This is a genomic window from Haloferula sargassicola (assembly GCF_040362925.1).
GTDB classification, from domain to species: Bacteria; Verrucomicrobiota; Verrucomicrobiia; order Verrucomicrobiales; family Akkermansiaceae; genus Haloferula; species Haloferula sargassicola.
Genome location: NZ_BAABRI010000010.1, coordinates 64,864 through 84,939, shown reverse-complemented (window position 1 = coordinate 84,939; position 20,076 = coordinate 64,864). Strand labels below are relative to the sequence as shown.

Here is a 20,076-nt window from a genome sequence, read left to right as displayed (position 1 = left end):
AAGCCGAATCTCCTAACTACCAAGGCCCGGCGGCCCTCGCCCCGCCCCTTCGGAAAAGCCGGGAGCTTCCCCTGCTGCCGTGTTTCTCATTGGGCATCCGGCCTTTCCCGCGCCAGAGTCCGGCCATGCCGACGAAGCGAGACCTCCTCGACCTCCAGTTCATGGACGCGCGCTGCAAGCTCATCGACCTCGCCGCCTTTCTCGACCGGATCGAGCGCCACGAGGGCGAGCCCGATTTCCGCCTCGCCGCCTTCCGCGAGGCCCTGCCGATCCTCCTTTCGGAAAAACCCAACCGCGCCCGCGCCGTCCTCGAAGCCCTCTCCGATCAAACACCGGAGCCCATCGAAGCCGCCACCATCCAGGGTGCCTTTGGCGCCCCTCAAGTCTGATGCCCGTCGTCTGACCGTCCGAAGTCGCCATGAGATACATCGAACCCCACGCCCACATGGTCAGTCGGACCACCGACGACTACCAAAAGCTCGCCCTGGCCGGCTGCGAGGCGATCTGCGAGCCCGCCTTCTGGGCCGGCTTCGACCGTTCGTCGCCGCAAGGTTTTTACGACTACTACCGCCAGCTCACCGATTACGAACCGAAGCGCGCCGCCAAGTTCGGGATTCCGCATTTCTGCTGGCTTTGCATCAACCCGAAGGAGGCCGAGGACGCCGGCTTCGCGCGCGAGGTGATGGCCATCATCCCCGAGTTCCTCGACGCACCGACCGTGCTCGGCATCGGTGAGATCGGCCTGAACAAAAACACCCGCAACGAGCTGGCCATCTTCCACGAGCACGTCCGGCTCGCCGCCGAGCGCGACCTCGCCATCCTCATCCACACGCCCCACCTCGAGGACAAGCTCAAGGGCACGCGCCTCATCCTCGACGCGCTGGCCGACTACCCGCAGCTCGACCGCGGCAAAGTCATCATCGACCACGTCGAGGAGCACACCGTCGACCTCGTCCTCGACGCCGGCTACTGGGCCGGCATGACGCTCTACCCCGAGAGCAAGTGCACGCCCGACCGCGCCATCGACATTCTCGAGACCCACGAAAGCGAGCGCCTGTGGCTGAACTCCGCCTGCGATTGGGGCGTCTCCGACCCGCTCGCCGTCGCGAAATGCGGGCTTGCCATGAAGCGCCGCGGCCACGATGCCGCCGCGGTCGATCGCGTGCTCTTCGAGAACCCCCGCCGGTTCCTCGAGCAGTGCCCGAACTTCAAGCTGCCCTGATTTCAGAACCACGAAACCGGCGAAACCGACGACTGATCCAGCGCGGGTTCCCCACCTCTTCAAATTTCGTCCCTTTCGACCGTTTCGTTGTTCCCTCCCACTTCCTCCATGCCGCGCCCGCCGAAAAAATTCCACGCCCATCCCTTCGAGTATCACCAGGAACTCGAACTCGAAATCGAGTCCCTCACCAACCTCGGCGACGGCATCGCCCGCGTCCCGCTGCCCGATCACGGAGAAAAATGGGTCGTCTTCGTCCCCTTCACCCTGCCCGGCGAGAAGGTCCGCGCCCGGATTTTCCGAAACGACAAGAACCACTCCCGCGCCGACCCGCTCGAAGTTCTAGAGCCCTCCGCCGACCGCGCCCAGCCCGGCTGCCCGCTTTTCGGCGAGTGCGGCGGCTGCCAATACCAGCATCTCACCTACGAGGCCCAGCTCGCCTGGAAAACCCGTCAGGTCGGCGAGCTGCTGAAGCACATGGCCGGCATCGATCACCCGGTCGAGCCCTGCCATCCTTCGCCGCGGATCTGGAACTACCGCTCCAAGATCACCCCCCACTTCGCCAAGCCGCGCAACGGCGTGATCGATGCCATCGGCTTCCTCCCCAACGCCCGCCGCTCCGGCCAGATCGACGTCCCGCAGTGCCCGATCGCCATGGAGGAAATCAACGCCGCCCTCCCCGCCGTCCGCGACGACGCCCGCCGCCGCGCCAAGACCTTCAAGCGCGGCGCCACGCTGCTCCTGCGCGCCACCGAAGGCCGCGTCGAGACCAACCCCAACGCCGTCGCCACCGAACACGTCGGCGAGCTCTCCTTCGACTTCCTCGCCGGCGATTTCTTCCAGAACAACCCCTACCTCCTCCCCGACTTCACCGGCTACGCCGCCGCCGAGGCGCGGAAGGGAAATACTAGATTCCTAGTCGATGCCTACTGCGGCTCCGGCCTGTTCGCGCTGACGCTCGCGCCGCATTTCGAAAAAGTCGCCGGCGTCGAGGTCAGCGAGACCTCCGCCGACTGGGCACGCCGCAACGCGCAGCAGAACGGCATCACCAACGCCACCTTCCTCGCTGCCTCGGCCGAGGCGATCTTCGACGGCATCGAGTTCCCCGCCGACCAGACGGCCATCCTCATCGACCCGCCGCGCAAAGGCTGCTCGCAGGAATTCATCGACCAGCTCATCGCCTTCCGTCCCGCCCGCGTGGTCTATGTTTCCTGCAACCCCGCCACCCAGGTGCGCGATCTCGCCCTGCTCCAAGCCGGCGGTTTCCAGCTGGAAAAAGTGCAGCCCTTCGACCTTTTCCCTCACACCCGCCACCTCGAGTGCGTGATGACCCTGAGCCGCGCGTGATCGGAGCGCTGGCTTCAGCCGGCGCGTTCCAACTTCTCCGCCACCTCATCCGGCACCTCGAAGCACTTCACCCGGCTCGTCCCGCCCTTCTCCAGCCGCACTTGCGAGCGGGAAACGCCCAGCCACTGCGCCAGGAACTTCTCCAGCGCCGCATTCGCCTTCCCCTCCACCGGCGGCGCCGCGATCCTCACCCGCAGCACCCGGCCCGCGGTCGGGTCCTCCTCCCAGCCGAGCACCTCGCTCTTCTTCGCATTCGGCGTCGCCTTCACCCGCAAGCGCATGGGGCGAGTAGCAGGTAGCAAGCAGCCGGTAGCAAGGGTGAACATCGATCCCAAAATCCCGAAATCCGTGGTTCAAAAAACCCACCCGGACCCCATGAAAACCCTCCTCCACCTCGCCTACGACGGCACCGGCTACCACGGCTGGCAATCGCAGCCCAGCGGCCGCGGCGTGCAGGACCAGGTCGAGCGGGCCCTGTTCGGGATCCTGCGGGAAAACATCCGCGTCGAGGGTGCCAGCCGCACCGACACCGGCGTCCACGCCCACGACATGCCGGCGCATTTCGAGTCCAGGCAAATGCCGGTCCCGCCCGCCCGGCTCCCCGTCGCCCTCAACCATTTCCTCCCTGCCGACATCCGCGTCACCCGCGCCGAGTCCGTTTCCGATGCCTTCCACGCCCGCCACGACGCCACCGGCAAGACCTACAGCTACACCCTCTGGAACCATCCCGCGCACCACCCGTTGCGCCGCCATGACAGCTGGCACGTCCCGCAGCAGCTCGACCTCGCCGCCATGCGCGCCGCCGCCGCGCAGCTCACCGGCACTCACGATTTCCGCGCCTTCACCGTCACCTGCCCCGGCGAGCTCAAGAACCCCATCACCACCCTGCGCCGACTCGGTTTCCAAGGCGACGGACCCGCGCTGCACATCACCCTCGAGGGCGATCGTTTCCTCTACAAAATGTGCCGTGCCCTCGTCGGCCTGCTCGTCCAGGTCGGCACGGGGAAAGGGGGCCCCTCCGACGTCGCGCGCCTTCTCGAACCGGAAAAACTCCCCCCCGAAGCCAGGTCCGGCCTGATCGCGCCCCCCCACGGGCTGGCCTTATGGCACGTGAGCTATCCGAGTGCATGGCTGCCGTCCGCATGAATCGCATCCATCCTGCCCCGCGAACGAAGGTTTGCCCTGACCCGGCGCGTCGGGTAGTTTGCGACCGATGGAGTTCGTCCGGATCCTGACGTCCGCCCTCGGCTGGCTGGAACTCGGTTCGCCCGAGGAAGCCCTCGCCGAGTTGTCCCGGCTCGATGGCAGCGAGCGCATGCGCCGCCAGGCACTGGAGCTGAAACTCGTTGCCGAAATGAAGGCCGGCCACTGGAACGCCGGCGCCGACACGGGTCGATTGCTCTGCCTGCGCGAGCCGAAGGAGCCCCGGTTTTTCATCCACGCCGCCTACTGCCTGCACGAGACGGGCGACACCGCCGCCGCGCGCAACTGGCTCATGACCGGCCCGACCTGCCTCATTGAGGACCCGCTTTTCCACTACAACATCGCCTGCTACCACGCCGTCCTCGGCGAGAAGGGCCCCGCGCGCTCGCACCTCCGCCGCGCGTTCCAGATGGACGGCCAGTTCCGGCAGATGGCGGAAAAAGACGAGGACCTCGCCACCCTCGGCCAGCTGCCCTAGGCCCGGCAGGGTCCCGGGGTGCGCCTTGTTGAATATTGGATATTGCAGTCTCCCTCCGCCGCCTGAAGCCTCGGCGCGCCATGATTTCACCCGCAGGATTCGGAGCCCTCCTCAGCGAGTTCGCGGAGAATTTCGAGTCCCGCGGCGAGCTCGGAGCTTCCGTTTCCGTATGGATCGAGGGCGAGGAAATCATCTCCGAGGCCGGCGGATGGTTCGAGGCCGAGCGCCGTCGACCCTGGACCACCCGCACGCTGGTTCCCGTCTACTCCGCCACCAAGGCACCCGCCGCCGCCACCCTCCTGCTGGCACTGGATCAGCACGGCCTCGGCCCGGACACCCCCGTCGGCGAAGTCTGGCCAGGCTTCCCCCTCCCCACCGCGACCTTCGCCGAGCTGCTCTCGCACCAGTGCGGACTCGCCGCCCTCGACCAGCGCGCCAGCTTGTGGAAGCACGAGGAAATCGTCGCCGCAATCGAGGCGCAGACCCCCGCCTGGGTGCCGGGCGAGGGCCATGGCTACCACCCGCGGACCTTCGGCGCGCTCATGGACGAACCCGTCCGACGCCTCACCGGCGGCCCGCTCGCCTGGTTCTGGACATCCCGCGTCGCCCGCCCGCTCGACCTCGATTTCTGGATCGGCCTGCCGCACAGCCAGCACCGCCGCGTCGCCACCCTCTATCCGGGAAAAGCCTCGCCCGCCGACTTCAAGGAAGGCTTTTACCAGGCGTTCCAGGACCAGGGCAGTCTCACCCACCGCGCCTTCGCTTCACCGAAGGATGTCCGTTCGGTGCGGGAAATGAACGACCCGAAAGCCTGGTCCGCGGGCTTCCCCGCCATGGGCGGTATCGGCACCGCCTCGGCGCTGGCGAAGTTCTATCAGATCATCTCCGGCCGCATCCCCGGGCCGTTCAGTGAAAGCATCCGCGCCGCCCTCGCCACCCGCATCGTCGATGGCGACGATCTCGTCCTGCTCAAGCCGACCGCCTTTTCCTGCGGCTGCCAGCTCGATCCGCTCGACGACATCGGCCGCAAGCACCGCCACCTCTACGGCCCGGCCACCAAGGCCTTCGGACACCCCGGCGCGGGCGGCAGCCACGCCTTCGCCGATCCTGAAAACGGCCTCAGCTTCGCCTACGTGATGAACCAGATGGAGCTCAGCGTCATGCCCGGCCACCGCGCCACCAGCCTCATCGACGCCCTCTATGGTAGCTGATCGGTGCGGAGGCCCCGAAAGTTGATCCGAATCGACACGCACCTCAGCAGCCACTCGGACGCTCACGCCCCAAAAGGGGCATCGGAAATCAGTCGGTGGCGCAAGCCACCGGAACTCCACGAGCGCCAGACCCCGCCCCGGAGGGGCGGCGGAACCCGAATCACCCGAGATACCGCTCATCGGATTTCACCCCGCGCCGCGTCAACATCTCGACGTATTCGTCCTGAAACCCGCACCGGCTAATCTCCATCGCCCCTCCGGGCCACTCGGGCTCGACCGCCCGATCCGCAGCGATCACCCGGCTCCCCTATCCCCTCTACTCGCCCAGCGCCTCCACCACCGCGGCGAAAACCTCCGGCTCCAGGCCCCGATCCACCTTCCCCTTCAGGCACGAGGTGAACCACTTCTGCAACAAGCTCCGCCGCTCGCGCGGAAACTCCCGCACCCGGCTGTCGCCCTCCGCCACCTGGATCTTCGCCGCGTCGCGACGCCCGTGCGCCCGCTCGAGGATGCTCGCGTAGCGCACCAGCATCGAGTCGAGCAACACCCACGGAAAGTTCGGACTGCTCGGCGGACCGACCACCAAAGTACGGCCCTCACCCGACTTGAAGCCCAGCTTGCCCAGCCCGCTCACCTTCAGCTCCGGCAGCGCCCCGCCTTTCAAAAAGGCCGCCGCCCCGCCGCCCAGCGCCCCGATCACCGTCCCGGCACCCAGACTGTGCACGCCCACGCCGAGATCGAAAGCCGCGCCCGCCGCCGCGCCGATGCCGGCCCCCGCCGCGGCGAGCTGCCACCGGTTCAGGCCGAACTTCCGCCACGTCTCCTCCTGCTCCAGGTCCAGCCCGCGATGCCGCACCGGATCGATGTCCGCCTGCAGCAGGTGGTGCCGGTACGTCTTCAGCCAGCGGTCGAGGCACTCGCGCTCCAGCTTCGCCAGCTTCGTGAAATACTCCTCCACCAGCGCCTCCATCTTGCGCTCGCGCCGGGCCGGCACGCCCAGGTCGCGCTCGTCCAGGCCATCGCGAGCGCGCAGCGTCAGCGCCTTTTCCAGGAAATCCACCAGGGCCTCCGCCGCGTCCTCGCGCCGCTGGTCCCATTCCGCATCCATCGCCTGCAGGACCCGCTCGATCCGCTCCGCGTGCCGCTCCTCGATCTGCAGCAGCGCCAGCATCAACTTACGACGTTCATCGTACCTCGCCGCATGGGCGTCGAAGGTCCGCGTCAGGTTGAAGGCCGTGCCCAGCCGCTCGCGCCACTCAGTCTCGTAGCCGCCGCCCTGCTCCTGCGGGTTCATCAAGGCCAGCCGCGGGCGGCCGCTCCAGCGCAGGATCTCGATCTCCGCCAGGAACGAGTCGCGCAGCGGCTTCGTGGGATCCACCACATACAGGATCCCCGCGCCGCGAACCACCGGTTCGAGCAGCCGCACCTCGTCGGGAAAATGCGCGCCGCAGGTCTCCACGAACTCCTTCACATCGTCCGGCCCCGGCACGCGGTCGCCGGCGATCTTTTCGATCTCGCGCATCGCCTCCACCGGCTGCTGGAAACCCGGCGTGTCGAGGAAACGGACCCACTCCTCGCCGTCGTACTCCACCGGCAGCGCCTGCACGCCCGTGGTTTCCCCCGGCGTCGCCGAAATGCGCAGCACCGCGTCGTTGTCCACCTCCAGCAGCGTCGCCAGCGTCGAGGTCTTGCCCGCGTTGACGCGGCCAACCACCACGAAGGACGGGATCTCGGGGTTCCACCAGTCGTCGTTCATGGTGCCTCAAAAAACCACAGCTCCGGCGCTTCGCCAGCCTTGCGGCCATCGATGAAGCGCTCCCATTCCACCCGCTCCGCCTCGGTCGGCTCCTTCATGCCGCCGGGCTCGGGATTTCCCACCACCAGCGCCACCCGGCGCCCCTCCGCCACCCGGCCGATTTCCGCCAGCGCCTTCTCGAGCAGCCGTGGCGCCAGCGACCACGCCTCCGCCACCAGCACGATCCCCGCCGGCGCCTTCGCCAGCGCGGCCCGCGCCGCCTCCTCGCGGCCTTCGTCCATCACGCCCAGAGTTTCCCAGCCGGTCGGATTCACCCGCAGCTTGCGCAGCAAGAACGGCCGCAGCGCCTCATGCTCCGGCTCCGCGCCGAGGGCGATCACCAAGGCGCCGTCGACCGGTCCCTTCGGCTCCTCGCCTCGCGTCACCTCGGTCATCGCCCGCCACAGCTTGCGATGTGCCGGTGCTTGAAAAGTCAGGCTTTTCAGCGCCCGCGCCTCGTTCACCCGCGCCCACGTCGAGAGCACCAGCCGGGGAAATACCCCCCACACCAGCAGGACCAGCATCGAGAACGGCCACCAGCCGAGCCCCCCCTCCATCCAGCCGCGCGTCACCTCCGAGGCCGCCACGTCCGGCACCAGCTCCGGCAGCGCCCATTTCCACGGCAACGATAGTACTTCCACCGCATCCTCGAGAAATCCGCGCATCGCCACCTGGGTCGTCGATTCCCAGAAAAACCCGACCCGCTTGACCAGCACCATCGTCGCCAGCCCGGCGATCGCCCCCGCGTGGAACGAAGCCGCGACCCTCTGCGTGAGCGACGCAAGCCGCCACCCGATCACCCGCGCCAGCTCGCCGCTGCGCCGGACCCGCTCGATCGCTTCGCGCGTCTCCTGGTTGAGAAACCTCAGCGACATCCGCTCCGCAATCCATGCCACCACGCCGCCGCCGGGGATCCGCCCGCGCATCAGCCACAGCAGGATCGCCAGCAGCATGAAAAGCCACGGCACCACCAGCGTCACGCCGAGCATCCAGACCACGTTCACCCCTTTCGTTTCCAGGTCCAGCACGCCCCACACCGCACCCGCGCCGGAGGTGGCCAGCAGCACCATCAGCAGAAACCCGATCCCGCCCAGCGCGCCCAGAAACCGCCGTCCGACACCCGCCGTTTCCTGCTCCACGAACCACGACTTCATCGCCGCCGCCCGCGACTTCTTCGCCACCCGCCGCGGTCTCTTCCCATCCCACGCCGACACCGCCGCCTCGAAGTCGATCAACTCCGCCAACGTCCATCGGTCCTCGCGCGCATCCGCCACGTCCCCAATCTCGCCAACCAAGCCCCCGTGGCAAGCCTCCCCTCATCGAAGGCGGGACGCCCACGTTCCGCAGACCCGGCGGCCCCGACTCGTCTTCCGCGGCTACCCTTCTCCCTCTCGGCCACCACCGACCATCTCCTCCCACTCGGGCATCCGGGAGCGCGGGATCAGGATGGATGGGATTTGAGGGATGAACCGGATGATGAAGGGAAAATGCCGCCCATATGAAGAGCGAGCGATGGGGTCTGAGCCATGCGGGTGGCTTCATCCACTCCATCCTGAAAAAGCCCATCCATCCTGGCCCATTTCCCTCACGCCACCTTGGAGACCACCCGGTGCTCGTCAGTCATTCTCCGTAACCCGTAGCCGGATAGGTTCTCGCTCAATGGCTCAGGCTTGCGGTCCCGCCAAATGGAGTCGTTCGGCACTCAGCCGTCCCGGGTAGCTGCGGCGGCCAGCCCTGTTTTCAATCGAGTCCCTGCCAGACAAACCGCTGCGCGACAAGACCTCCGTCAACGCTCGGCTGCTCCAACTTGGTCGACTTTCTCGGCTTCTCCGGTGTTCGGCGATACCCAGCCCTCTGCCTGAAGCCGCTCGTATATTTGCTTGGCTTGGTCAGTCAGGTCGAATTCTTCCCGCACTACGAGAGAAAATGGTATGTCCGATGTTGTGAGGGCATCTGCATCGAGGATGAGCGCACTGGGCTCCAGTCCATCTCCTAGAATTCTCACCGCTTGTTGGAGCAGCTGGATCTCAGCGGAGGTGATCTCGGTAGTCCCTGTAATCTCGGATGATCGGATGTAGTGAAACGGGGAAAGTCGACCGGTGACATCAATCCCGATATGGTTGCTCCTTGAATGGTTGCTGCCCCGGGTAACCTGTTCCTTCATTGAATCGGGCAACTCCGAAGTTTGAGAGTGATCCGTTGAGAAACTCCGGTCGGCCTCTCGAAATGTTGCGGAATCGGTGGCCCGCGAATCCCTGATCTCCTCCTCGGCACTCACTCCGGACCTCCTCACCCGCTCGGTGCGGCCGTCCGATATCACGAACTGCAGAACCCTGCCGATACGCTCGAAACCGATGATCATCGTCAGAATCATCAGCGCTACGACAATGGCGATCGGCTTCTTCATTTCCTGTCATTGAGGTAGGGACGCCGGTCATCCGGCGCCCCCCTCGCAGATCCCGGCGTGCGGAATGACCGCACCGGGCTCCTCGGATGGACGCGCTTCGATTCCGCGACGCCGTTGGTTTCTGTTTCGGACTTCATCGTTTACTCATGCTCTCTCGACTTGTCGAGCCTCCCGCCAGCTTCAGGGCAATGGGGGTTCCACGATCTTCGGCCGCGGCATCTTCCACCGCTCCCATGCCTCGGCAAACTCCGCCCAGGTGAAGCTGCGCCGCTGGCTGCGGCGGTTCCACCATTTGAAGGCCAAGCGCCGGACGTGATGCAGCAGTTGCCACAGCCGCACCGAGTTGCCGATCAAGTCCTTCCAGTGCCCTTGCAGCTTGCGGGACAGCGTCGCGACCTGGTCGCGCAGGGTCGCGCGGAACTTCTTCTTGCTGGTCGTCCGTCTCACGCGGACGTGCCGACGGTGGCGCCGGCTTCGTTTCCAGTGGAAATCGAAGCCGAGAAACGTGCGCCGGCATGATCGGCGTCACCTTCTTCGGCCTCATCTTCACCCGGCGTTCTATGTCTTCATCCAGGTGTTTGGAGCGAGAAAGAGTAAGGAAAATGCGGGCACGGCGGCATCGGGGCGGCGGGCATCGACCGCCGGGCAGGGCCACCGCAGCCCACCTCCTCATTCCGGATGCTCCGAGGCCCTCACGACCCGCGACCCAGCGACCTCCAGTCCAACCCTGATTTCACGCTGGCACCCGCCCACCCGTGCCACACCTGCTCGCTGAATGATGCCGTCGTCAGACCGCGAATCCCCTCGGACCTGAATGGCACGGGACTCAAGCGATTTTCGGTGGTTTTTCATGACCCCGGGGCTCTGGACGTTAGCCGGGGGCGTAAGGAAAGCGTTCCATCATCAACCAAGCCCGAAGCGGTGGCGGAAACCGTTGGCGATGCACCCCCCTTCCGATGCCCCTGCCGGGGCTGAATTTCTTGGGCCGTTGGGGTCCGGTGGTTGTCACCACCGGCTAATCTCCCAAGTCCCTTCGGGACGGAAGAAGCCGCATCGGGGCCGCATCGGGGCCGCATCGGAGTCGCATCGGGGCCGCATCGGAGTCGCATCGGAGTCGCATCGGAGTCGCATCGGAGTCGCATCGGAGTCGCATCGGAGGTTCATTCCGCGCCATTCGGGTCTGCCAGGAGTGGCACGGGATGTTCGGTGGCTTTTCATAACTCCTGAGGGGCGCTGGAGATGTGCCGGTGGCGGAAGAAACGCGTTCCATCATCTCCCAAGGCCCGGGAGGGGGGAGGGAAACCGTTGGCGATGCACCCCTTTCCGATGCCCCTGCCGGGGCTGAATTTCTTGGGCCGTTGGGGTCCGGTGGTTGTCACCACCGGCTAATCTCCCAAGTCCCTTCGGGACGGAAGAAGCCGCATCGGAGTCGCATCGGAGCCGCATCGGAGCCGCATCGGGGCCGCATCGGAGCTTCATTCCGCGCCATTCGGGTCTGTCAGACATACGAGTGGCTTCGTCCTCTCCATCCCATAAAGAAACCATCCCATCCATCATCCCATCCATCATCCCATCCATCATCCCATCCATCCCATCCATCCTGGTCCCTTTCCCTCCGCTACCTTTCGCCGGGGAGGCGGGATCGTTTGGCCCCCCCTTCGCCGGGCGCGGGACGGGCGCTCGGGAGGAGGGGCGGTTTTCTTGCCTCAGGAGACGGCGGGTTCTTGAGGTCCGTCGGGTTCTTGAGGTCCGTCGGGGTCGGGTGCTTCGCCGGGGCGGGTGGCGTAGTGGACTCCCCATTCGCGGGCCCGGCGGCGGAGACTGGGGGCATCGGGCTCGTGGCGGAGGTTGAACTCGATGGTGTCCCAGAGGTCTTTGATGGCGGCGGTGACGGCGGGCATGAGGAGCTGGACGTCGGTCTGCTCGGCATCGGTCAGGTCCTTGGCGGTGGATTGGGTATCGATGAGCTGGCTGAGCTGATCGCGGAGCTGGGCGATGCGGGCGGCGCTGGGCCAGGTGAGGGGCTCACCTCCGGCGAGGGCGCGGGCGTTTTCGCCGGCGGCGATGTGATCGGACCAGAGCAGCAGGTCGGCATCGGTGACGAGGAGGGGGACGCGCTCGTCCTCGAGGGGGAGCTGGAAGAGGGTGCGGGTTTCCGAGGGGAGATCGCCGCGGAGGATGGCGTTGTTGAGGTTCTGGATGAAGTGGGAGATATGGAGGCCGAGGGAGGCGCGCGCCTGCTCGGTCTCGCGGGTGACGGGGGTCTGGGCGGCGAGGGCGGCGGTGGCTTCCCCGGCTTCCTTGATGAGGCGGTAGAGGGTGCTGCCGGGCGCTCCGGCGGCGGGCGTGGCGGGATCGAGGTGGTCCGCGAACTGCGCCTCGGTGAGGAGGCGCTGGGGCGCGGCGGTGGCGAGGTATTTCTGCCGGGCGGTCTCAAGGGCGGCGCGGGAGGTGGCGACGGAGTCAGGTAGTCTGCGGAATGGCATGATGTTGGTGGTTCGATGTTGCTGAGTCAGGGGGGGAGAGAGGAGTCGGTGGGGTCGGGTGGCGGGGCGTCCGGGGGCGGAAATGCGTGCCACGCTCGGGGATTCCGGGCCGTTTTGGCGTCCAGCGGGGCGTTTGGGGCGCACGAGGGTGCCGTCGGAGGGCGCACCATGGGTCCGTGCAGGCACGAGGGTGCGGTCGGCGGGGCGTTGGGGGGCTCGTGCAGGCACGAGGGCGGAGTCGGCGCGGCGGCCGAGGGTTCGTGCAGGCACGAGGGGGGGTCGGGTGGGGCGACGAGGGGTCCGGAGGTGCCAGGGGTGCCGCCCGCGTGATGCGGGAGGCCCTGCGGGATCCGAGCGTGGTGGTGTGGAAATCCATTCCCTTCTCCTATACGTAGAACATCTAACATCCACTGCGGAGCTGGAAAGCATGAAATGGTGCATCTCGCATTTGATGCGGCGGGATGGGGTGGGAGAGATGGAATGCGCTCGGCCTGTGATGCCTGACACTCACCTTTTCCCCGGTGAGTCCATGGATCATCGCACGCGCCGCCCCCTCCTCTCTCTCTTTCTAACTTGGCCTCGCTGGCAAGTTCGGCCCGGCGAATGACTGACGTTTCACGGCCTTGACCGCTTTGCCGCTCATGCGATGAGACATGCATGAAATGGCTCACGGTCGTCGTGCTTTTGAGTGGGGTGTCTTGCACGAACTCCTCGAAATGGTCTGACTCACAGAAGGCAGCGCTTGGCAGCATCGCCGTGGCAGGACCCGTGGTGAAAGCGGATGCTTATCAAAAGCCGCGCGGTCACGAAGGAGCCCAGGCACCGCTGGTGGTGATGCCCGGTGCGGGATTTTCCACCGGAGCCGGCGTCAATGCCGGGGTTTCCCTGCTGGCGGAAGGCGTCAACGCGGTGCAGCAGTCGAACTTCGAGAAGAAGTATGCCGCGGCATTCGACCGCGTGGCGAAGTCCGTCCCGGGGAACGTCGGGACCCTGGTGACCAAGGAGGTGGAACCACGCCTCAAAAAGCACCCGTTTTTCGGACCACGGGTGAAATCCGTTTCTCCGAACCGGATCGAGGTCACCATCACCCGCCACGGCTTCGTCCGCTGCGGCAAACGCGGATCCGAGGTGCTGGTCAGCCCTTCGATCTACGGTTCATGGAGGCTCGCATCCACCGGCGGCGCCTCCGCCTACGGCTCGATCGCGGCCGCCAGTCCGAACTTCCAGAAGACCCTCGACGAGTTCGCGGCGAATCCCGCCAGCATTCGCGAGGGGTATCGGGCGGCGGCCGTGCTCGCCGCTGAAAGCATCATGGCCGAGCTGGACAAAAAGGCGGGCTCAGGCGGGCGGGCATCCACCCCGGCACCGGCAACCGGCTACGCAAAAGCCAGCGGATCCTCTCCCGAGCGGCTCGCCGACCTTCCTCTCAGCCCTCCGCAACCGATCCAGCAGCTCGGTTTCACGCGGGGATACAACCGCTTCATCAACCAGCCCACTCAGAAGTATCGGATCGGTGAGACCGAATACAAAATCGCTGCGACACCGAACGGGGGCACCTTGTTCGTGATGCTCCCCTCCACCACGGCGGGCGGAAACAAGACTTCTCTCGGAGACAGTCATTACCGGACGGTGCGCGCGTTTCTCCAATCCAAGAACATCCGGATCGCCCGCGAGCGCCAGGTGAAGGCGTTCTTCATGCCGACTGGCTATATCCTGGAACTCACCGGAGACGGTTACGCCGCGCTGGCTCCCTATCGCCAATAAGGAGGCCGCCGGCTCCGGAAGTCAGGCCGCCGGCAGCCCGCCGAACAGCTCGTCGGCCGCGAACTCGATGCCGCAGGCCGGCATTTCCTCGTGCCAGCCGCAGGGCTCGTCCTGGCCGGCGCAGCAGACCGGCAGCCCGCAGGCCGCCAGCGCGGAAATGGCCGTCTCGGGCGTGTTGCAATCGCGGCTGAGGTGGCCGAGCACGACCCGCTTCAGGCCATCCGCCACCAGCCCGCCGACGAACTCCGCCACCTGGGCATTCGACAGGTGGCCGTGCTTCGAGGAGATCCGCTGCTTGGTGCTCCACGGGCGCTTCAGGTCGGCCTCGAGCAGGGCGTCATCGTAGTTCGCCTCGACGAACAGGCTCTCCACGCCGCGCAGCCGGCGGAGCATCATTTCCGTGATGTGGCCGGTATCGCTGACCAGCCCGAAGGAGCGCTCCGCCGCGCGAAAGACGTAGCCGACGGGCTCGACCGCGTCGTGCGGCACCGCGAAGCTCTCCACCTCCAGCCCGCCGATGGCGAACCGGCCGCCGCTTTCGAAAATCTTCCAGCGGATCCCGTCCAGCCCCTCGCGCACCACGTGGGAGGTCGAGGCGGTGGCATAGACGGGCGTGCGGAGGGCCTTCATGAGCACCCGCAGGCCGCGCACGTGGTCGCCGTGCTCGTGGGTCAGCAGGATGGCGTCGAGCGACTCCGGCGCGATCCCGACGGCCTTCAGCCGCAGGCAGATCTGTTTGGCGGAAAGCCCGGCATCGACCAGCACGCGCACGCCGCCGGCCTCGATGACCGTGGCATTGCCTCCGCTGCCGCTCCCCAGGACCGCAAACCGCATGGGCCGACCCTCACGGAACCACCCCGGTGCGGCCAAGGAGAAAGTGGTGCTTGGTGCTTGGTGCTTGGTGCTTGGTGCTTGGTGCTTGGTGCTTGGTGCTTGGTGCTTGGTGCTTGGTGCTGGGTGCTTGGTCCGTGGTCCGTGGTCCTTGGTCCTTGGTCCTTGGTCCTTGGTCCGTGGTCGCTGCTCACTGCTCACCGCTACCCGCTACCCGCTACCCACTACCCACTACCCGCTACCCACTACCCACTACCCGCTACCCGCTACCCGCTACCCGCTACCCGCTACCCGCTACCCGCTACTGAGGACGGAAATTCTTGAGCTTCACAGACCCGTGGTGGTGCCGGCTTCGCGAGGGAGGCGGGCTCGGAGGGTCGGCGGCCGCAGGCACGCCGCTCCTTTTTTGACCACGGACTTTCCCAAGAACTGCTTTCCCGTGAGGAAGATCGGGCTACCTTGGGCCGTTTGCATCTCCCGAACCCCGCTTTTTCCCATGACCTCGATCTCCCGCCGCACCTTCGCCCGCCTCGGAGCCGCCACCGCGCTCGCGCCTTATCTTCCGCTCCGTGCCCAGGAGTCGGGCGACCGCAAGCTCGGCATCGCTCTGCTCGGCCTGGGCGACTACGCCACCCACCAGCTCGCGCCCGCCTTGCAGGAAACGAAGCACGCCCGGCTCACCGGCATCGTCACCGGCTCGCCGGAGAAAGTCCCGACCTGGCAGGAGAAATATGCCATCCCCGATGGCAACGTTTACAACTACGACAACTTCGACGAGATCGCCGACAACAAGGACATCGACATCGTGTATGTCGTCACGCCGACCGGCCTGCACGACGAGTTTTCCATCCGCGCCGCGAAGGCGGGGAAGCACGTCATTTCCGAGAAACCGATGGCCCCGACGGTCGAGGACTGCACCCGCATGATCGAGGCCGCGGAGAAGAACGACGTGACCCTGCAGATCGGCTACCGCCTGCACTGGGAGCCCTACAACCTGCGGCTCATTGAGGCGATGAAAACGAAGGAATTCGGCGACTGGAAATCGATCTCCGCCACCAACGCCTCGCGGATGACGAACTTCACCGGGCTCAACAAGTGGCGCATCGGCAAGGAACTCGGCATCCAGGGCGCGCTCTACGACCTCGGCGTCTACTGCGTGCAGGGCCAGCTCTACTCCGCCCAGGCGCGGCCGCTGCGCGTGACGGCGAACCACAGCACCGAGCGCAAGGACATCTTCACCGAGGTCCCGGAAACCTACGAGTGGGAGCTGGAATTCGAGGGCGGACGCAAGGCCGCCGGCATGGCGAGCTACGGAAAGTCTGGTAATTGGCTCAAGGTGGAAACCGATCAGGGCATGATCGAGCTTTCCCCGGTGTACGGCTACGGCGGCCAGAAGGGCAGCACGCCGGAGGGCCCGATGGACTTCCCGCACGTCAACCAGCAGGCGCTCCAGATCGACGGCCAGGCGCTGGCCATCCTCAAGGGCGAGGCGAGCAAGGTGCCCGGCGAGATGGGCCGCCGCGACATCCGCGTGATCCGCGGCATCATGGAAGCCGCCGATGCCGGCAAGCCCTACGAGTTCGGCAAGTTCCTTTACTGAGGCGCGTGGCGGGTGACGCACTCCCGTTTCCTCACTCCTTGCCTGCCCGCCGCCGCGGCTCCAAGCTCATCCCCATGAGCACCCGCGTCACCGACCTCCACGTCGCCCGCAACATCCCGCTGCCCGCGCCCGCCCTGCTGCTGTCGGAAATCCCGCGCAGCGAGAAGCAGGCGGACTTCGTGGCCGCGTCGAGGGAATCGATCCACTCGATCCTGTTCGGCTCCGACCCGCGGCTGATGGTGGTGGTGGGACCGTGTTCGATCCACGACACCAAGGCCGGCTACGAATACGCCCAACGTCTCGCCGCGCTGGCCGAACGCCTGAAGGACAAGCTCTACCTGGTGATGCGCGTGTATTTCGAGAAACCGCGGACCACCGTGGGCTGGAAGGGCCTGATCATGGATCCCGCGCTCGATGGCACCGACAACATCCCCGAAGGGCTGAGGCAGGCCCGGACTTTCCTGCGCCAGGTGATCGACCTCGGCCTGCCCACCGCCACCGAGCTGCTCGATCCGATCACGCCGCAATACATCGCCGATCTGATCTGCTGGTCGGCGATCGGGGCCCGCACCACCGAGAGCCAGACCCACCGCCAGATGGCCTCCGGGCTTTCGATGCCGGTCGGTTTCAAGAATGGCACCTCCGGCGACCTGGTGGCGGCGATCAACGCGGTCAAGGCCTCGAGCAAGCCGCAGACTTTTCTCGGTGTGTCGGAGCAGGGCGTGGCCTCGGCCGTGACCACCACCGGCAACCCCGGCTGCCACGTCATCCTGCGCGGCGGGGAAAACGGGCCCAACTACGACGCCGACTCGGTCGCCAAGGCGCGCGCCGCCCTGGAGGCCGCGAAGCTCGCCCCGGCGATCATGATCGATGCCTCCCACGCCAACTGCGACAAGGACGACAGCAGGATGCCGGCGGTGTTTGAGGACATCGTGCGCCAGCGCGCCGGGGGCGACACCTCGATCATCGGCGCGATGCTTGAAAGCAACCTCGTCTGCGGCAACCAGAGATTTCCCCAGCCTCCCGGTCAGCTCGTCCGCGGCCAGTCGATCACCGACAAGTGCATCGACTGGGAAACCACCGAGCGCCTGCTCAACGAAGCCGCGGAGAAGCTCTGAAGCCCGCCGCCGGCTGCAGGTTGTCCGCCCTGCAAGGGGCGGCACTGCCCAAGGGTGTTGCCCGGACTCCGACCCCCACAAGCCGCGAGCATCCCCAAAAAGCGCGCTGGCGGCTGCACGTAGTTCCCCCTTCAGGGGGTTGCGCTGCCAGAGTTCTTCGCCCGGGCTCCGCAACCCCACAAGCTTCGGAGCATCTCCAAAAAGCGCGCCACCGGCTGCATGTAGTTCCCCCTTCAGGGGGCCGCGCTGCCAGAGTTCTTCGCCCGGGCTCCGCGCCCCACAAGCCTCGGAACCGCCGCAAAAGCGCGCCACCGGCTGCATGTAGTTCCCCCTTCAGGGGGTTGCGCTGCCAGAGTTCTTCGCCCGGGCTCCGCAACCCCCTGAAGGGGGAACTACATGCAGCCGCAGCCTTGCTCTTTAGGCAACTCCGCGCCGTTTATCCAGCAGCAGCGACATTAGCACCCCCAGCGTCGCCCCACCCACCATTCCCGCGACGGTGCCAATCACCAGGTTCAGTGCCACATTCGGGCTCACGGGAACGGTCGATTCCACCGGCTCCTCATGAACGATCACCGGATCTTCCGAGATTCTCTTCTGCATCTGCTTGCCGATTTGCTCGATCTTGAGGCGCTCCAGTTCCTCCTGAGCCGCCTCGAATTCCTGCGCCGCGTCGAGTCCCGCTTGGGGCGGGTCAAAGCTCTTCCTCAGAGGACGAACCAATCCGGAATCACCACCCTCGCGGTCCAGGGCCCGGCGCTTCTCCTCCACGATTTTCTCCTGAGCCTCGAGAGCGGCCCTCATTTCGTCCAGCCGGCCATCGACACGCTGCTTTGCCAGGCTCATTTTCCAAGTACGGTAAGCCTCGCTCACCGCCGCTGCGACAGCCCGCGCATCCTGCGGATTGGATGCCCGCACCTTGATCTCGACCAGGTCGGTGCCTTTGATGTGGCTTGGCTCGATCCGGTCACGCAGCAACTCACGCACCTCGTCCGCGGTCAGGTTCCAGTGGTTCGCCAGATCAAGCCTGCGAGCGACCTCATCCAGGATTTCCACCGAGTCGATGATTTCGAATTCCGTCGCCATGTTCACGCTTCCTGCGACGCCGCCGATCGGCACCGGTCTCACCTGCAGCACCGACCTTGATTCATACATCTTCGGCATCACGTAGGTCACCACTCCCGCGGCCAACAATCCGATCGAACCTCCGACCACCGCCAACACGGGAATCACCCACCAGTATCGCTTCATCATCCCGGCTCATCGCAGGCTTCACTTCGCAGCACAATTGCAAAACCACATCTCCCCTCAACGTTCCCCCAACATGGCAGGATCTGCGCAAAACTCCGCTTGCGTGGCCTTCCCGCACCTCTAGTTTGACTCCTCATGAGCACTGCCAGCCCCGCCCTGCCGGACTACCTTTCGGAGGAAATCCTCCTTCACCCGGAAAACCGCCAGTTCCCGCCTTTCGACGTCGTCCGCCTCCTCGGCACCGTGTTCGAGCCGACCGCCGGCTGCCGCGTGTGCATTCTGACCGACTTCGATGACCCGGCCGCCGAGATCAAGGACATGGCCTTCGTCGGCAAGCCGGAGTTTCCGGTGCAGAACAAAGCCTACGAGGCCGTCCATCAAGCCCTTCACGGCGGCGCGATGGACGCCCTCGGCATGACCGGCGGTGATTTTTTCGCCTACAAGACGACCCACGGCTCGAACCTCGATCTCGAGGACGAAGTCTGGGACACGCAGGGTCACCAGCTTTCCCTCGATGCCGACATCTATCCGAACTATGACATCATCCTCTGCATCTCCACCTGGTCGGCCACCGCGCCGCTGACCGCGAAATGCAAGGAGTTCGGCTTCCGTGGCGCGACGCTCCACGGCCTCAACGACATCATTCTCAACTCGGGCCTCGCGGTGAACTACGACGAGGTCTCCGCGGACGCCGAGCGCATCCGGCTTGCCATGACCAAGGCCGACGACGTGGAGATCGATTTCGAGCTCGAAGACGGCCGCATCCTCACCGCCTGGCTCGGGCTGGCGCAGCAGGAAGCGCAGAAGTCCCACGGCCTGTGCAAGGGCAAGGCGCCGGACGTCGCCAACCTGCCCGCCGGCGAGGTGTATTTCGTGCCCAGCGACGCCCACGGCCATTTCCCGATGAAATACGAGGACGGCACGCTCGGCGTCCTGACCGTGAAGGACCGCAACATCATCAAGTCCGAGTTGATCGAGGGCGACCAGGCGACCATTGACGCCCACAACGCGCGCCTGGCCGACGACCCGATGACCGGCACCCTCGGCGAGCTCGGTTTCGGCACCCAGGTGCTGCCCGTTTCCGGCGCCGACATTCAGGACGAGAAGGTGCTCGGCACCTGCCACCTCGCCACCGGCCGCGATGACCACCTCGGTGGCGACATCGTGCCGGAGATGTTCAAAAAGCACGAGAACTCGACCCACGACGACATCCTCTTCGCGCCCCACAAGACGCCCAACTTCAACGTCAAGGAAGTCCGCATGAACCGCGGCGGCAAGCAGGAGATCATCATCGAGAACTTCCGCCCGTCGCGCTACATCATGGACGCCCTCGCCGAAGGCCGGGACTGATCCGTGGCGGCGGATTTCA

Annotated in this window: 18 protein-coding genes; 10 read left to right on the top strand and 8 right to left on the bottom strand. The window is 66.0% G+C overall.

What is annotated here, in order from left to right; genetic code table 11:
• Nucleotides 1–125: 125 nt before the first annotated feature.
• The 3 genes from ABXH26_RS10265 (at nt 126) to ABXH26_RS10255 (ending at nt 2,566) form a co-directional block, all read left to right on the top strand.
• The gene (locus ABXH26_RS10265) at nt 126–389 is read left to right on the top strand and encodes a hypothetical protein (RefSeq protein WP_353566974.1); all 264 of its coding nucleotides are present in this window, start codon (nt 126–128) and stop codon (nt 387–389) included.
• Nucleotides 390–418: 29 nt separating this feature from the next.
• Nucleotides 419–1,222, top strand: a complete 804-nt coding sequence (locus ABXH26_RS10260) for a TatD family hydrolase (RefSeq protein ID WP_353566973.1) — start codon at nt 419–421, stop codon at nt 1,220–1,222.
• A 108-nt stretch (nt 1,223–1,330) separates the two neighbouring features.
• Nucleotides 1,331–2,566, top strand: a complete 1,236-nt coding sequence (locus ABXH26_RS10255) for a class I SAM-dependent RNA methyltransferase (RefSeq protein ID WP_353566972.1) — start codon at nt 1,331–1,333, stop codon at nt 2,564–2,566.
• 14 nt (nt 2,567–2,580) lie between these two features.
• Here the strand turns inward: ABXH26_RS10255 and ABXH26_RS10250 are convergent, their stop codons facing one another.
• Complete coding sequence (locus ABXH26_RS10250; protein ID WP_353566971.1) at nt 2,581–2,847, bottom strand: DUF167 domain-containing protein; 267 nt, start codon at nt 2,845–2,847, stop codon at nt 2,581–2,583.
• Nucleotides 2,848–2,941: 94 nt separating this feature from the next.
• Here ABXH26_RS10250 and truA point away from each other — a divergent pair, with 94 nt between their 5' ends.
• The 3 genes from truA (at nt 2,942) to ABXH26_RS10235 (ending at nt 5,458) form a co-directional block, all read left to right on the top strand.
• Nucleotides 2,942–3,712 carry a tRNA pseudouridine(38-40) synthase TruA gene (gene truA / locus ABXH26_RS10245; RefSeq protein WP_353566970.1) on the top strand — a complete coding sequence of 257 codons (771 nt, stop codon included), beginning with the start codon at nt 2,942–2,944 and terminating at the stop codon, nt 3,710–3,712.
• 67 nt (nt 3,713–3,779) lie between these two features.
• Complete coding sequence (locus ABXH26_RS10240) at nt 3,780–4,247, top strand: tetratricopeptide repeat protein (RefSeq protein WP_353566969.1); 468 nt, start codon at nt 3,780–3,782, stop codon at nt 4,245–4,247.
• A gap of 80 nt (nt 4,248–4,327) precedes the next feature.
• Nucleotides 4,328–5,458, top strand: a complete 1,131-nt coding sequence (locus tag ABXH26_RS10235; protein WP_353566968.1) for a serine hydrolase domain-containing protein — start codon at nt 4,328–4,330, stop codon at nt 5,456–5,458.
• 316 nt (nt 5,459–5,774) lie between these two features.
• On the opposite strand, the gene ABXH26_RS10230 is transcribed toward ABXH26_RS10235, so the two are convergent.
• The 5 genes from ABXH26_RS10230 to ABXH26_RS10210 all read right to left on the bottom strand — a co-directional run bounded on the left by ABXH26_RS10230 (nt 5,775) and on the right by ABXH26_RS10210 (nt 12,146).
• The gene (locus ABXH26_RS10230) at nt 5,775–7,214 is read right to left on the bottom strand and encodes a GTPase/DUF3482 domain-containing protein (protein WP_353566967.1); all 1,440 of its coding nucleotides are present in this window, start codon (nt 7,212–7,214) and stop codon (nt 5,775–5,777) included.
• On the bottom strand, nt 7,211–8,527 hold the full coding sequence (locus ABXH26_RS10225; RefSeq protein WP_353566966.1) for a DUF2868 domain-containing protein: 1,317 nt from the start codon (nt 8,525–8,527) through the stop codon (nt 7,211–7,213). The genes ABXH26_RS10230 and ABXH26_RS10225 overlap by 4 nt, the downstream gene beginning before the upstream one ends.
• A gap of 512 nt (nt 8,528–9,039) precedes the next feature.
• Nucleotides 9,040–9,660 (bottom strand): hypothetical protein, encoded by a 621-nt coding sequence (locus tag ABXH26_RS10220; protein WP_353566965.1) that lies wholly within the window; start codon nt 9,658–9,660, stop codon nt 9,040–9,042.
• 180 nt (nt 9,661–9,840) lie between these two features.
• The gene (locus ABXH26_RS10215; RefSeq protein ID WP_353566964.1) at nt 9,841–10,107 is read right to left on the bottom strand and encodes a hypothetical protein; all 267 of its coding nucleotides are present in this window, start codon (nt 10,105–10,107) and stop codon (nt 9,841–9,843) included.
• 1,259 nt (nt 10,108–11,366) lie between these two features.
• On the bottom strand, nt 11,367–12,146 hold the full coding sequence (locus ABXH26_RS10210; RefSeq protein WP_353566963.1) for a hypothetical protein: 780 nt from the start codon (nt 12,144–12,146) through the stop codon (nt 11,367–11,369).
• Between the two features lie 756 nt (nt 12,147–12,902).
• Between ABXH26_RS10210 and ABXH26_RS10205 the strand changes: the two genes are divergently transcribed.
• Nucleotides 12,903–13,910 (top strand): hypothetical protein, encoded by a 1,008-nt coding sequence (locus ABXH26_RS10205; protein WP_353566962.1) that lies wholly within the window; start codon nt 12,903–12,905, stop codon nt 13,908–13,910.
• Between the two features lie 21 nt (nt 13,911–13,931).
• Here the strand turns inward: ABXH26_RS10205 and ABXH26_RS10200 are convergent, their stop codons facing one another.
• Nucleotides 13,932–14,744, bottom strand: coding sequence for an MBL fold metallo-hydrolase (locus ABXH26_RS10200; RefSeq protein WP_353566961.1), 813 nt, complete (start codon nt 14,742–14,744; stop codon nt 13,932–13,934).
• 493 nt (nt 14,745–15,237) lie between these two features.
• Between ABXH26_RS10200 and ABXH26_RS10195 the strand changes: the two genes are divergently transcribed.
• Entirely contained in the window at nt 15,238–16,341 is a 1,104-nt protein-coding gene (locus ABXH26_RS10195; RefSeq protein WP_353566960.1) for a Gfo/Idh/MocA family protein, read from the top strand.
• Nucleotides 16,342–16,415: 74 nt separating this feature from the next.
• Complete coding sequence (locus tag ABXH26_RS10190) at nt 16,416–17,459, top strand: 3-deoxy-7-phosphoheptulonate synthase (RefSeq protein ID WP_353566959.1); 1,044 nt, start codon at nt 16,416–16,418, stop codon at nt 17,457–17,459.
• A 417-nt stretch (nt 17,460–17,876) separates the two neighbouring features.
• Here the strand turns inward: ABXH26_RS10190 and ABXH26_RS10185 are convergent, their stop codons facing one another.
• Nucleotides 17,877–18,710: a GumC domain-containing protein gene (locus ABXH26_RS10185; RefSeq protein WP_353566958.1), complete on the bottom strand. Its 834-nt coding sequence runs from the start codon at nt 18,708–18,710 to the stop codon at nt 17,877–17,879.
• Nucleotides 18,711–18,842: 132 nt separating this feature from the next.
• On the opposite strand from ABXH26_RS10185, the gene ABXH26_RS10180 reads away from it, so the two are divergent.
• Entirely contained in the window at nt 18,843–20,057 is a 1,215-nt protein-coding gene (locus ABXH26_RS10180) for a M29 family metallopeptidase (protein WP_353566957.1), read from the top strand.
• Nucleotides 20,058–20,076: the final 19 nt, after the last annotated feature.